This window comes from Cupriavidus basilensis OR16 (genome assembly GCF_000243095.1).
Lineage (GTDB): Bacteria > Pseudomonadota > Gammaproteobacteria > Burkholderiales > Burkholderiaceae > Cupriavidus > Cupriavidus basilensis_D.
This window is the reverse complement of record NZ_AHJE01000017.1, coordinates 142,360-154,901: the sequence shown is the minus strand read 5'-3', so window position 1 is coordinate 154,901 and position 12,542 is coordinate 142,360. Positions and strand designations below refer to the sequence as shown.

Sequence of the window (12,542 nt, the reverse complement as noted above, 5' to 3'; positions counted from 1 at the left end):
CCAGCCTCATGAAAGCCCCTCTCGCCACACTCAGCGCCGCCTGCGCCACGCCGATGGCCGTGGCCAATGCCACCGCCGCCGTCCAGGCCTGCGCCAGCCCGTCGATCCGCGACGCCACCGCCGCGGACATCCCCGCCATCCAGGCCATCTACGCGCACCACGTGCGCCACGGCCGCGCGTCGTTCGAGGAGGTCGAGCCGGGCGTGGACGATATCCGCTTGCGCCACGCCGAGGTGAAGCGCCAGGGTCTGCCCTACCTGGTAGCCGAGCGTGGCGGCGAGGTGCTGGGCTACGCCTACGCCGGCGCCTACCGCACGCGCAGTGCTTACCGTTTTGCCATCGAGGATTCGGTCTATATCGATGCGCGCTACCGCGGCCAGGGCCTCGGCCTGGCGCTGCTTGCCGCACTGGTATCGCGCTGCGAGAGCGGCCCGTGGCGGCAGATGGTGGCCGTGGTGGCCTGCACCGCCAGCGGCGAAGGGGGCGGGGGACCCTGGTCAGCCGCGGTGATCCAGATTTGGGAGTGGGAAAACGAAGGGCGAAGCCGATTTGCCGTAATTAATTCTGGGAAAGAATTATAGGCAAATGGTATTTAGTATAAATATTCATCCAGCGCATGATATGGCGATCAAGGCCGACGAGGGGGAGCGGCGAACGCCAGCCGCTGCCCCCCCTCTTGCTGCTCCTGTTCCAAGGCCTGAATTCGCCCTGGAACCGTCACATGTTCATCAACCGATCAGGTCCGACAGCGCCAGCGCCACCACCTTGGTGGCACGGTTCAGGTCGTTCAGGCGCAGATTCTCGTCCGAGTTGTGGCCGCGCGCTTCCATCAGCGTGCGCGGGCCGGCACCGTACAGCACGGTGGGGATGCCGTACTTGGTGTAGTGGCGGGCATCGGTGTAGAGCGGCACGCCTTGCACCGGGATATCCACGCCGAACACTTCCTCGGCACGGCCCTTCAGGGCGCTGATCAGCTTTTCCACGCCCGGCAGTTCCGACAGCGGCTCGGCCAGGATGATGCGCTCGACCTTGACCTCGATGCCCGGACGGTCCTTGGCAGCCTTCTCGACCACGGCGCGCAGCTCGCCTTCGGCGTCAAAACCGATTTCCTCGGGGATCATGCGGCGGTCGACGCGGAAGGTCACCAGGTCAGGCACCACGTTGGTGTTGATGCCGCCCTTGATCAGGCCGACGTTCAGCGTGGCGGTATCGATGCCCAGCGTCTTCGACTTGCGCGTGGCCAGTTCGGCGCGCAGGCCGTAGATGGCTTGCAGGATGTGGGTGCCGGCTTCGATGGCGTCGACGCCGGTGTGCGGCATGGCGGCGTGGCCTTGCTTGCCCTTGACCGTCACTTCCACGTGCAGGCAGCCGTTGTGGGCCGAGGTGATGCCGTAGGAGAAGCCCGCCGAGATGGCGTAGTCGGGCTTGCTCAGGCCCTGGTCGAGCAGGAACTTGGGACCGATGTCGCCACCGGTTTCCTCGTCATACGTGAATTGCAGTTCCAGCGTGCCGTTAAGCTTGGCGCCTTGCTTCTCGGCTTCCATCAGCGCCAGCACGGCGTACGTATAAGTGGCGAAGTCCGACTTGGACACGGCCACGCCGCGGCCGTACATGACCGGGCCGTGCTCGCTGTCGGCGATCTCGCCGCCGTACGGGTCCTTGGTCCAGCCCAGGCCCGGCGGCACCACGTCGCCGTGGGCGTTCATGGCGATGGTGGGGCCGCCCGTGCCGAAGGTCTTGCGCACCAGCAGGTTGGTGGCGCTGATCATGCCGGCAGCCTTGACCAGTGCGTCCGGCACCTTGTGGGCTTCCACCTTGAAGCCCAGGCCTTCGAGCAGCGCCTTGGCGCGCGCGCCGTGCGCGTCGCAGTCGCCCGGCGGGTTGTCGGACGGCACCTTGACCAGTTCGGCCAGGAAGGCTTCCTGCGCGGGGCGTTGCGCGTCGATGTAGTTGGTGAGCGTGGTCTGCAGCGGGTTCACGTTGTCTCTTGCGGTCATGTTTATTCTCGAAAAAGTCTCTCAGGATGACGGATCGGATGCGGGCGCTTTACTGCTGCCGCGCAAAATGCTCGACGAAATCGCTGAACACGGCAGCCGCGCTGGCGGCGTCTTCCGCGGTCATGATCTCGGTGGGGTGATGGCTGATGCCACCGTTGCCGCAGCGCACAAACAGCATCGCGACATCGGCAATGGCCGCGATGGCCATGGCGTCGTGGCCGGCGCCGGAAGGCAGGTGCCGCACCGGCAGCCCCTGGCGGGCGATGGCATCCGCCCATTGCTGTTGCAGCCAGGGTGCGCACGGCACACTGACCGCCTCGTGGGTCTTGCGGATCTGCACGCGCACATTGCGGCGGGCGCACACGCGCTCGATTTCCGCCAGCACGTCGTTCGCGGCCGCCTGGCGGACGGCGTTTTCGCCAGCTCGGATATCGATGGAGAAGACCGCGCGGCCCGGCACCACATTGGCGGCACCGTTCGGCACGTTGAACTGGCCGACCGTGCCGACCAGGCCCGGCAGGCCACCGCAACGGCGCTCGATAAACAGGCCGATCTCGGCGCCAGCCATGGCGGCGTCGCGGCGCATGTCCATCGGCACGGTGCCGGCGTGGCCGGCCAGCCCTTCGAGTTCCACGATAAAGCGGGTAGCGCCGGAGATCGCGGTCACGACACCCAGCGGCAGCCCTTCATTGAGCAGTACCGGGCCTTGCTCGATATGGACTTCCACGAAAGCCAGCACCTGCTCGCGCGCATGCGCGGCGGCGGGCAGGCCGGCGGGATCGAAACCCGCCGCGCGCATCACCTCGCGCATGGTCTTGCCCGAGTCGTCCACGTTGTCGAGCACATTGGTGTCGAAGGTGCCGGCGATGGCGCGGCTGCCCAGCAGCGTGGCCTTGAAGCGCACGCCTTCTTCCTCGGCGAAGCCCACCACCTCGATGGCGAACGGGAAGCGCTTACCCTGGCGGTTCCACTGCGCCACGCAGGCGACCGGGAGGATCACGCCGAGGGGCCTTGCTCGATATGGACTTCCACGAAAGCCAGCACCTGCTCGCGCGCATGCGCGGCGGCGGGCAGGCCGGCGGGATCGAAACCCGCCGCGCGCATCACCTCGCGCATGGTCTTGCCCGAGTCGTCCACGTTGTCGAGCACATTGGTGTCGAAGGTGCCGGCGATGGCGCGGCTGCCCAGCAGCGTGGCCTTGAAGCGCACGCCTTCTTCCTCGGCGAAGCCCACCACCTCGATGGCGAACGGGAAGCGCTTACCCTGGCGGTTCCACTGCGCCACGCAGGCGACCGGGAGGATCACGCCGAGGTTGCCGTCATAGCGGCCGCCATCGCGCACGGTGTCGAAGTGCGAGCCGGTGAGCAGCGCGGGCGCATCGGGCGCGGTGCCCTCGTAACGGCCGATCACGTTGCCGGCCGCGTCGCGGCGCACCGTCATGCCGGCAGCCTGCATCCACTCGGTGAGCTGCGCGGCGGCGCCGTGGTGAGCCTCGGTGAGATAGGTACGGGTGAGCATGCCGGGCTGCTCGGTGTGGACGGCCAGTGTATCGGCCCAGGCCATGATGCGCGCACCGGTTTCGGTAGCGGGCGTGAGGGTTGCTGCCATGCGTGTCTCCTGCTTGAAGTGCGCGAATGCGGGTGGCGCCGGATCATGCAAGCCCCGCGCCAGCGGGGCCTTGACGGCGCCGCGCCGGTCCTGCCGGGACGCTCCCGGGGCGCCTTTGTCTCTCGTGCCGAGAGCTCTATTCTGTGCGATTCATGGTAGCACAGTGAATTCAAAAATTGCATACAAAAATGATATGCACTATATTGGCTTCCACGTTCCGACAATGTGCCGCGGACAATCCGATCCGGACAGCACATTGCGTGGATTCCGCTCCAACAAGAGGGCCGGTCCATGAAGCGCCGCAGCCCTCACCCGGCAGCGCGCGCGGCACGTCAGGCCGGCCGTCCCGCCCGCGGACAACCGGTAATTCCTGCAGCAATGACAGGGCGCGCCAGCCACGCATGGACGCGCCCGCATGGAGACAACGATGCACCCAGCAGTCCAGCAACGGCCCGCTTCCGGCCGCCCGCAAACGGCCTTCACCCGCTTTTTCCGATCCCTGTTTGGCCAGGTTCTTGTCGCCCTGGTGCTTGGGACCGCACTCGGGCTGTTTTTCCCCGAGTTCGCCGCCAAGCTCAAGCCGCTTGGCGACGGCTTTATCAAGCTGATCAAGATGCTGATCGGCCCGATCGTGTTCTGCGTGGTGGTGGCCGGCATCTGCGGCGCCGGCGAGCTCAAGAAGGTGGGCCGGGTCGGCATCAAGGCCGTGTTCTACTTTGAGGTGGTCACCACCATCGCGCTGGCGCTGGGCATCGCGCTGGCCTATATCTTCCACCCCGGCACCGGCATGAACGTGAACCCGGCCTCGCTCGACGCCTCGGCCATGTCCGCGTACGTGGACACCGCCGCGAAGGTCAAGAGCGCGGGCATGGTGGATTTCCTGCTCAAGCTGATTCCCAGCACCATCATGGGCGCGTTCGCCAGCGGCGACGTGCTGCAGGTGCTGCTGGTTTCGATCCTGTTCGGCTGCGCGCTGTCGCTGGTGGGTGAGCGCGGACAGCCGCTGGTGACGATCATCGACACCTTCTCGCATACGCTGTTCAAGATGATGGGCTTCATCATCAAGCTGGCGCCGCTGGGCGTGCTGGGCGCCGTGGCCTTCACCGTGGGCAAGTACGGCATCGGCTCGCTCAAGCAACTGGGCTACCTGGTGCTGGTGTTCTACGGCGCGGTGGCCTTGTTCGTGATGGTGGTGCTGGGCACGGTGATGCGCCTGTGCGGCTTCTCCGTCTTCAAGCTGATCCGCTACCTGCGCGCCGAGCTGCTGGTGGTGCTGGGCACCGCCTCGTCCGACAGCGTGCTGCCGCAGGTGATGAAGAAACTGGAATTCCTCGGCATAAAGAAATCGGTGGTGGGCCTGGTGATCCCCACGGGCTACTCCTTCAACCTGGATGCCTTTTCGATCTACCTGACGCTGGCCGCGGTCTTCATCGCCCAGGCCACCAATACGCCGCTGGCGCTGGGCGATCTGCTCGGCATCCTGGCGGTGGCGCTGGTCACCTCCAAGGGCGCGCACGGCATCCCCGGCTCGGCCATCGTGATCCTGGCGGCAACGCTGTCGGCGCACCCGGCCATTCCCGCCATCGGCCTGGTGCTGGTGCTGTCGGTGGACTGGTTCATCGGCATTGCCCGCGCGGTCGGCAACCTGATCGGCAACTGCGTAGCCACTGTCGTGGTCGCCGCCTGGGAGAAGGATATCGACCGGGCCCGCGCCCACGACGTGTTCAACGGCAGGATCGACGCCAGCGACCTCGAAGCGGGCTTCGCCCCGGCGCCGCACGAGGCCGCCCTGGCTACCCCCGGGGCATCCCCGCTGCCCGGCGCGGCCGCGGGGCGCTAGAATCTCGGGATTCCTCCTACCGAGACGCTGCGCAAGTGCGCGACCATGCCTGAGCATATCGACCCTGCCATGACCGCCGAAGCGATCGCCGAAGACATCGTCGCGGCGATCGTCTCGCACCGCCTGCCGCCCGGCACCAAGCTGCGCGAAGAGGCCCTGGCCAGCGTCTACCGCGTCAGCCGCACCAAGGTGCGCGCCGCGCTGCTGATGCTGTCCAAGGACAAGCTCATCCAGATCGTGCCGGACAAGGGCGCCTTCGTGGCCAAGCCCAGCGCCGAGGAGGCACGCGAAGTGTTCGCGGTGCGCCGCATCCTGGAGGCGGCCCTGGCTCGTGAATTCGTGACGTGCGCCACCGCCGCCGACTACAAGCGCATCGACCGGCACCTCGTCGCCGAGAAGAAAGCCCTGAGCGGCAGCGATGCGCATGTGCGCACCCGCCTGCTCAGCGATTTCCACATCATGCTGGCGGACGTGGTGGGCAATGGCGTGCTGACCGGCATGCTGCAGGAGCTGTCGTTGCGCAGCGCGGTGATCACCATGCTCTACCAGTCCCGCCGCGATGCCGCCTGCTCCTCGGACGAGCATCGCGATTTCGTCGAGGCCGCCCGCGCCGGCGACACCGAGCGCGCGGTGACGCTGATGGTGGAGCACCTGAACCACGTCGAGGCGGCGCTGCATTTCGAGCAGGTGCCCGCCGCGCGCAGCAAGGACCTGGTGACGGCGCTGCTGGCCTGAGCCGGACCTGCCGCTGCGCGCCTGGCCTGCCGCCAGCCCTGTCGCCAGCCCTGTTGCTTGACCCAGGTCAAGGCGCGCCACACGCCTTTGCACCATCATCGACCTCGTCATGAAGCTGCGGGGGCGCGCTTCATGACACGCTGGCCTGTCCTTCACGGATTGGCAGCCCGCACGCCGGCCTGGGTGCGGGCTTTTTCTTTTTGCGCGCCGCGCGCCGCCATTGCCAGATCCGCGCGTGATCGAATCACGGCTTCGGAGTAGGATGTCGGAGGCCCAAGTCAGAGGCCGCTTAAAAGACAAATGGCAAAAGATAAAAGCCAGGAGACAGACATGACCCGTTCCAGCCGTCCGGTGGCGACGTTCGAGGTATCGCCAGAACCCGCCCGCGCCATCCTGCTCCCCGATTTGCCGTCGCAGGCGGCCCCGCCATCCGTCCGCCTGCGCGGGCGCGACTGATCTTCCCGCCCGACTCCCGTGCCGGGCCATCCGCTTTCATCATCCAACCCATCCCTGGGAGGGAAACCCATGTCCAACGCGTTCAAAGACGATGTCCTGGCCGGCAAGGTCGTGTTTATCGCCGGCGCTTCGTCCGGCATCAACCTGGGCATCGCCCGGCACTTTGCCAAGGCGGGTGCCAGGCTGGCGCTGGTCAGCCGCGACCCCGAGCGCATCGCCGCGGCGGCGGCCAGCATCAACGATGCCGGCGGCAGCGCCATCGGCATGGCAGCCGATGTGCGCGACTACGCCGCGGTGGAAGCGGCGCTCGCGCGCACGCGCGACGAGCTCGGCCCGATCGACATCGTGATCTCGGGCGCGGCCGGCAATTTTGTGGCGCCGGCGCTCGGCATGTCCGCCAACGGTTTCAAGACCGTGGTGGATATCGACCTGATCGGCACCTTCAATGTGTTCCGCGCCTGCTTCGCCTTCCTCAATGCGCCGGGCGCCTCGCTGATCGCCATCACCGCGCCGCAGGCGGTCAACGCCATGATGTTCCAGGCCCACGTTTGCGCCGCCAAGGCCGGCATCAACATGCTGGTGAAATGCCTGGCCATGGAATGGGGTCCGGCCGGCGTGCGCGTCAACGGCATCTCGCCAGGCCCCATCGCCGGCACCGAGGGCATGGCGCGGCTCGCGCCCACGCCGGAAATGGAGGCGCGCTTCAAGGCACGCTTGGCGCTGCGCGACTACGGCGACAAGGACGATATCGCCAATACCGCGCTGTTCCTGTCCACCGGCAACGCCCGTTATATCACCGGCACCATCGTCGACTGCGATGGTGGCAGCAAGCTCGGCGACGCGTCGGCGGATGCGCTGCATCCGCCCAAGGCACCGGGCCAGGCGGCCTGAGCCGCACGGCACTCCACGCAAGCAAGCAAGCCTTTGTGCATCAGAACACCTACGACAAGGAGACACCCATGACATCACCCGTGCTCTATCACGCCGCCGAGGGCGTGGCCACCATCACCCTGAACCGCCCCGACGTGCTCAACGCGCTCAACACCGCGCTGATGCTCGAGCTGCGCGCCGCCGTCGAGCGCGCCGCGCAGGACGAGGCCGTGCGCGCGGTGGTGCTGACCGCCAATGGCCGCGGCTTTTGCGCGGGCGCCGACCTGGCCGGGCGTGAGCCCGGGCTGCAGGATTCAGGCACGCTGCTGCGCGAGCGCTATCACCCGATCGTCCTGGCGCTGCGCAATATGCCCAAGCCCGTCATCACCTCGGTCAACGGCGTGGCCGCTGGCGCCGGCATGAGCCTGGCGCTGGCCGGCGACGTGGTACTGGCCGCGCGCTCGGCGTCGTTCCTGCAGGCGTTCTCCAAGATCGGCCTGGTGCCGGATGCCGGCAGCACCTACTTCCTGCCGCGCTACGCGGGCGAGATGCGGGCGCGCGCGCTGGCCATCCTGGCCGAGAAGATCGATGCCGAAGAAGCGCATCGCATCGGCCTGGTCTGGAAGGTGCATGAGGACGAAGCCCTGCCCGCCGAGACCGCCAAGCTGGCCGCCCATCTGGCGCAGATGCCCACCTTTGCCTACGGCCTGATCAAGGAAGCGCTCAACGCCAGCCTGGGGAGCGACCTGCCGGCGCAGCTCGAACGCGAAGCCACGCTGCAGTCGCGCGCATCGCGCAGCGAGGACTTCAAGGAAGGCGTGGCGGCGTTCCTGGAAAAGCGCAAGCCTGCATTCAAGGGCCGCTGACCGCCTTGCCCCCCTCTCCCGCTGGCGCGACAGGGGCCGGGGGAGAGGGCCGGCGCTCACAGCATCGATCCGCCGCAGACCACCGCTGATTACGCATCGCACCATCATTCCGACACCAGGAGACGCGCATCATGCTAGGCCTCATGCAAGACCGTCCGTTGCTGATTTCCTCACTGATCGAGTACGCCGCGCAGTACCACCCGCTGCAGGAGATCGTGTCGCGCACGATCGATGGCGGCACGGTGCGCTCCAACTACGCGCAGGTGCACCGCCGCGCAAAGCGGGTTGCCAGCGCGCTCACCGGGCTCGGCGGGCTCGACGTTAAGCAAGGCGAGCGCGTCGGCACGCTGGCGTGGAACACGCACCGCCACCTGGAACTGTACTTTGGCGTGTCGGGCGCGGGCGTGGTGCTGCATACCGTGAATCCGCGCCTGTTCCCGGAGCAGATCGACTACATCATCAATCACGCGGAAGACCGCGTGCTCTTCTTCGACCCCTGCTTCGCGCCGCTGGTGGCGCAGCTTGCGCCGCGACTGTCCAGCGTCACGCACTACGTGGCAATGACCGATCGCGCCGGCACCGACGCGCTCGGCCTTGCCGGCAAGCTGCCCAGCCTGCTGTGCTACGAAGACCTGGTGGAGGCCGGCAGCGAAGACGATGCGTGGCCGCAATTCGACGAGCGCACCGCGTCGTCGCTTTGCTATACGTCGGGCACCACCGGCAACCCTAAGGGCGTGCTGTATTCGCATCGCTCCACCGTGCTGCACAGCCTCAAGGCCTGTGCGTTCGACACCTTCGGCGTGAGCGCGGACAGCTCGATCCTGCTGGTCGTGCCGCTATTCCATGCCAATGCCTGGGGCATGCCTTACGCCTGCGCCATGACCGGCGCCAAGATGGTGTTGCCCGCTCAGCACCTGGACGGCGAAAACGTCTACCGCATGCTGCGCGACGAGCGCGTGACATTTTCCACCGCGGTGCCCACGGTGTGGCTGATGCTGTTCCAGTACCTCGATGCGCATCCCGAGATCGATCCGCGCTCGCTCGGGCTGAAGCTGGCCGGCGTGGGCGGATCCGCCGCGCCGGCGGCGATGATCGAGCGCTTCGAGCAGCAGTTCGGCGCGCGCTTCGTCCAGGGCTGGGGCATGACGGAGACCAGCCCGATCGGCGTGATCAGCACGCTGTTGCCCAAGCATCAAGCGCTGGGCGCGCAGGAGCGATTGAAGATCAAGCTCAAGCAAGGCCGCGCGTTGTGGGGCGTGGACCTGCGCATCGAGGACGACCAGGGCAAGGCGCTGCCGCACGACGGCCAGGCCTTCGGCCGGCTCAAGGTACGCGGGCCGTGGATCGCCTCGGCGTACTTCAAGGCGGAGCATGACGCGCTCGACGCCGATGGCTGGTTCGACACCGGCGACGTCGCCAACATCGATGCCGACGGCTATGTACAACTGGTCGACCGCGCCAAGGACGTGATCAAGTCCGGCGGCGAATGGATTTCCTCGATCGACCTGGAAAACGCCACCATGGGGCATCCCGCCGTGGCGGAAGCGGCCGTGGTGGGCGTGCCGCATCCCAAGTGGCAGGAGCGCCCGCTGCTGGTGGTGGTGCGCCGCGCCGGCAAGGACGTCAGCGCCGCCGAGCTGCTCGAGTTTCTCGCCGCGCGCGTCGCCAGATGGTGGGTGCCAGACGACGTCGCCTTTGTCGACTCGCTGCCGCACACGGCCACGGGCAAGCTGCTCAAGGTGAAGCTGCGCGAACAATTCAAAGACTATGTCCTGCCCACGGCGCAGGCCCCGATTCAAGCAAGGAGCAATGCAAGATGAGCACCAGCAGCGAACGCATCATCCTGACCATCGAAGACGGCGTGGCCGAGGTCAGGCTCAACCGCCCCGACAAGATGAACGCGCTCGACCCCGCCATGTTCGACGCGCTGATCGAAACCGGCCAGCGTCTCGCGTGCGAGCCGGACGTGCGCGCGGTCGTGCTGTCGGGCGAAGGCCGCGCGTTTTGCGCCGGGCTCGATATGCAGAGCATGGCCGGGCTGGGTGACGGCCAGGGCGATGCCATCGCCGCCGGCCGCCTCGCGGCGCGCACCCATGGCATCTCCAACCGCCCGCAGTTCGCCTGCATGGTGTGGCGCGAGCTGCCGGTGCCGGTGATTGCCGCGGTGCACGGCGTGGCGTTCGGCGGCGGCTTGCAGGTCGCGCTGGGCGCGGACCTGCGTTACGTCACCGCGGACACGCGCATGTCGGTGATGGAGATCAAGTGGGGACTGGTGCCGGACATGGCCGGCATGCTGCTGATGCGCGGCCTGGTACGCCCCGACCGGCTGCGCGAACTGATCTACAGCGGCCGCATCGTCACCGGCGAGGAAGCCTGCGCGCTGGGCCTGGCCACTGCCGTGGTGGCGGACCCGCGCGCTGCCGCGCTGGCCAGCGCGCGCGACATCGCAGGCCGCAGCCCGGACGCGATCCGCGCCGCCAAGCGCTTGATGCAGGTGTGCGAGGACGGCGACGGTGCCGCCATCCTGCTGGCCGAATCGGTCGAGCAGGACCGGCTGATCGGCGGTGCCAACCAGCGCGAAGCGGTGATCGCCAATATGGAAAAGCGGGCAGCGGCGTTCAAGCCGGCATCGTAGTGTGGCGTGGCGCCGGCTGAGGTGGGTAGCGTTTGCCTAGTGCGCGTTCGGGCGCGTTCGGGCGCGCTCAGGCGTGCTGACGCGTTCGCTGGCGCCGCATCCGGCGATAGAGCGCCACGTAGACCGCCAGGTTCAGCGCCAGCACCACGGCGCCAAGTACCATCTGGATCTCGCGCGTGAGGCCCTCGGGATAGATCAGCGCCAGCACGTAGTGCTGCACAAAATCCCCGCCATAGGCTTGCTGCCCCGCGCGCAGGCGCAGCGCATTTTCCAGCGGCGTGAGCGGGCAGATCCACCCGCTCCATTCCACCACGACGCCCCAGGCCGCTGCCGGCAGGTGCAGCCAGGCCATGCGCGGCCAGCGCAGTACCAGCAAGCCGCCCAGCATGACGAAGACGATAAAGGCGAGGTGAAGGAGGACGAGCGCGTCCGCGAGCCACGCCGCCATCATCGTCCTTGCCGTCCGGTCCAGTAGCCCGGCACCGCGAACGCCGCCTTCAGGTGCTCGATGAAAAAACGGATTTTTGCCGGCACCGGACGCTGCTGCGGGTACACCGCCAGGATGTCGTAATCCGGCAGCGCGTACTCATCCAGCACCGTGATCAGCTCCCCGCTCTCCAGCTGCGGCAGGATTTCCCAGGTGGAGCGCCAGCCCAGCCCCAGGCTCTCGCCGGTCCAGCGATGCAGCAACTCACCGTCGTTGCAGTCCAGGTTGCCATTGACGCGCACCGTCACCGTCTTGCCGTCCTGCTGGAAATACCAGCCGCGCTGCTGGCCCCCCTGCAGGTTGAACGCCAGGCAGTTGTGCTGCGCCAGGTCGTCCAGCGTCTGCGGCACGCCGTTGCGCGCGAAGTAAGCCGGCGTGCCGCACACCACACGCTTGTTGGTGGCCAGCTTGATCGCAACAAAATTCGGATCGATGGCCCCGCCGATGCGGATGCCCACGTCATAGCCCTCGCGCACGAGGTCCACCACGCGGTCGGTCAGGTTGAAGGAAATCTGCACCTCGGGATTCGCCGCCAGGAACGCCGGCGCATGCGGTGCCACATGCTTGCGCCCGAACGCCGCCGGGGCCGACACGATCAGGTGGCCGGTCGCCTTGTGCTTGCCCTCGGCGATCAGCATCTCGGCCCGGTCCAGGTCCGCCAAGGCCTTCTTGCACTGCTCCATGAACGCCGCGCCCTGCTCCGTCACCACGATGCGCCGTGTCGAGCGGTGCAGCAGCTTCACGCCGATGCGCGCCTCCAGCGCATTGATGCGGCGCCCGATCATCACCGGCGTCACCCCCTGCGTCAGCGCGGCCGCAGCCATGCTGCCGTGTTCGACGACGGCGATAAAGGCTTCGATCTGTTTTAGCTTGTCCATGCTGTGTGTCTCCTGGGCGTCATTGTGGCGCATTTGGCGGCGCCGGGCATGTGCCGGGGGCTATGGGGGCGATTTGGGCGGGGCTATGAGTGGGGGTCTTCAGGTGACGCCTTGCAGGCATTCCCATGCCGAAGCACGCTGGTTCTTGCTTCTTCCGGGTTCACCCCGCC

General features: G+C 67.3%; 12 protein-coding genes and 1 pseudogene. 8 read left to right on the top strand and 5 right to left on the bottom strand.

What is annotated here, in order from left to right:
• Positions 1–53: 53 nt before the first annotated feature.
• The gene (locus OR16_RS07395) at positions 54–581 is read left to right on the top strand and encodes a GNAT family N-acetyltransferase (protein WP_006157336.1); all 528 of its coding nucleotides are present in this window, start codon (positions 54–56) and stop codon (positions 579–581) included.
• A 147-nt stretch (positions 582–728) separates the two neighbouring features.
• Here the strand turns inward: OR16_RS07395 and OR16_RS07390 are convergent, their stop codons facing one another.
• The 3 genes and pseudogenes from OR16_RS07390 to OR16_RS07380 all read right to left on the bottom strand — a co-directional run bounded on the left by OR16_RS07390 (position 729) and on the right by OR16_RS07380 (position 3,515).
• The gene (locus tag OR16_RS07390; protein WP_006157335.1) at positions 729–1,997 is read right to left on the bottom strand and encodes a M20/M25/M40 family metallo-hydrolase; all 1,269 of its coding nucleotides are present in this window, start codon (positions 1,995–1,997) and stop codon (positions 729–731) included.
• A 49-nt stretch (positions 1,998–2,046) separates the two neighbouring features.
• Positions 2,047–3,003: pseudogene (locus OR16_RS07385) on the bottom strand (hydantoinase/carbamoylase family amidase); the annotation flags it as partial.
• Positions 2,994–3,515 (bottom strand): M20/M25/M40 family metallo-hydrolase, encoded by a 522-nt coding sequence (locus tag OR16_RS07380; RefSeq protein WP_423739638.1) that lies wholly within the window; start codon positions 3,513–3,515, stop codon positions 2,994–2,996. The pseudogene OR16_RS07385 and the gene OR16_RS07380, both read right to left, overlap by 10 nt.
• Before the next feature lie 517 nt (positions 3,516–4,032).
• Here OR16_RS07380 and OR16_RS07375 point away from each other — a divergent pair.
• The 7 genes from OR16_RS07375 to OR16_RS07350 all read left to right on the top strand — a co-directional run bounded on the left by OR16_RS07375 (position 4,033) and on the right by OR16_RS07350 (position 11,007).
• Positions 4,033–5,445 (top strand): C4-dicarboxylate transporter DctA, encoded by a 1,413-nt coding sequence (locus tag OR16_RS07375; protein ID WP_006157334.1) that lies wholly within the window; start codon positions 4,033–4,035, stop codon positions 5,443–5,445.
• 45 nt (positions 5,446–5,490) lie between these two features.
• Entirely contained in the window at positions 5,491–6,180 is a 690-nt protein-coding gene (locus OR16_RS07370; RefSeq protein WP_006157333.1) for a GntR family transcriptional regulator, read from the top strand.
• Between the two features lie 330 nt (positions 6,181–6,510).
• Entirely contained in the window at positions 6,511–6,636 is a 126-nt protein-coding gene (locus OR16_RS47225) for a hypothetical protein (protein ID WP_272942833.1), read from the top strand.
• Positions 6,637–6,705: 69 nt separating this feature from the next.
• Positions 6,706–7,527 carry an SDR family oxidoreductase gene (locus OR16_RS07365; protein ID WP_006157332.1) on the top strand — a complete coding sequence of 274 codons (822 nt, stop codon included), beginning with the start codon at positions 6,706–6,708 and terminating at the stop codon, positions 7,525–7,527.
• Positions 7,528–7,595: 68 nt separating this feature from the next.
• Positions 7,596–8,372 (top strand): enoyl-CoA hydratase-related protein, encoded by a 777-nt coding sequence (locus OR16_RS07360; protein ID WP_006157331.1) that lies wholly within the window; start codon positions 7,596–7,598, stop codon positions 8,370–8,372.
• Between the two features lie 131 nt (positions 8,373–8,503).
• Positions 8,504–10,192: a long-chain-fatty-acid--CoA ligase gene (locus OR16_RS07355; RefSeq protein WP_006157330.1), complete on the top strand. Its 1,689-nt coding sequence runs from the start codon at positions 8,504–8,506 to the stop codon at positions 10,190–10,192.
• Positions 10,189–11,007, top strand: a complete 819-nt coding sequence (locus tag OR16_RS07350) for a crotonase/enoyl-CoA hydratase family protein (RefSeq protein WP_006157329.1) — start codon at positions 10,189–10,191, stop codon at positions 11,005–11,007. The genes OR16_RS07355 and OR16_RS07350 overlap by 4 nt, the downstream gene beginning before the upstream one ends.
• A 67-nt stretch (positions 11,008–11,074) precedes the next feature.
• Here the strand turns inward: OR16_RS07350 and OR16_RS07345 are convergent, their stop codons facing one another.
• Together OR16_RS07345 and OR16_RS07340 are read right to left on the bottom strand one after the other, a co-directional pair.
• Entirely contained in the window at positions 11,075–11,458 is a 384-nt protein-coding gene (locus tag OR16_RS07345; protein WP_006157328.1) for a DUF2784 domain-containing protein, read from the bottom strand.
• The gene (locus OR16_RS07340) at positions 11,455–12,372 is read right to left on the bottom strand and encodes a LysR family transcriptional regulator (protein WP_006157327.1); all 918 of its coding nucleotides are present in this window, start codon (positions 12,370–12,372) and stop codon (positions 11,455–11,457) included. Before OR16_RS07340 ends, OR16_RS07345 begins: the two co-directional genes overlap by 4 nt.
• Between the last annotated feature and the right edge of the window lie 170 nt (positions 12,373–12,542).

Bases quoted from the DNA above. Each gene is read 5' to 3' on its own strand.
- OR16_RS07395 (WP_006157336.1), top strand. From the start codon at position 54: ATGGCCGTGGCCAATGCCACCGCCGCCGTCCAGGCCTGCGCCAGCCCG.
- OR16_RS07390 (WP_006157335.1), bottom strand. From the start codon at position 1,997: ATGACCGCAAGAGACAACGTGAACCCGCTGCAGACCACGCTCACCAAC.
- OR16_RS07380 (WP_423739638.1), bottom strand. From the start codon at position 3,515: ATGCTCACCCGTACCTATCTCACCGAGGCTCACCACGGCGCCGCCGCG.
- OR16_RS07375 (WP_006157334.1), top strand. From the start codon at position 4,033: ATGCACCCAGCAGTCCAGCAACGGCCCGCTTCCGGCCGCCCGCAAACG.
- OR16_RS07370 (WP_006157333.1), top strand. From the start codon at position 5,491: ATGCCTGAGCATATCGACCCTGCCATGACCGCCGAAGCGATCGCCGAA.
- OR16_RS47225 (WP_272942833.1), top strand. From the start codon at position 6,511: ATGACCCGTTCCAGCCGTCCGGTGGCGACGTTCGAGGTATCGCCAGAA.
- OR16_RS07365 (WP_006157332.1), top strand. From the start codon at position 6,706: ATGTCCAACGCGTTCAAAGACGATGTCCTGGCCGGCAAGGTCGTGTTT.
- OR16_RS07360 (WP_006157331.1), top strand. From the start codon at position 7,596: ATGACATCACCCGTGCTCTATCACGCCGCCGAGGGCGTGGCCACCATC.
- OR16_RS07355 (WP_006157330.1), top strand. From the start codon at position 8,504: ATGCTAGGCCTCATGCAAGACCGTCCGTTGCTGATTTCCTCACTGATC.
- OR16_RS07350 (WP_006157329.1), top strand. From the start codon at position 10,189: ATGAGCACCAGCAGCGAACGCATCATCCTGACCATCGAAGACGGCGTG.
- OR16_RS07345 (WP_006157328.1), bottom strand. From the start codon at position 11,458: ATGATGGCGGCGTGGCTCGCGGACGCGCTCGTCCTCCTTCACCTCGCC.
- OR16_RS07340 (WP_006157327.1), bottom strand. From the start codon at position 12,372: ATGGACAAGCTAAAACAGATCGAAGCCTTTATCGCCGTCGTCGAACAC.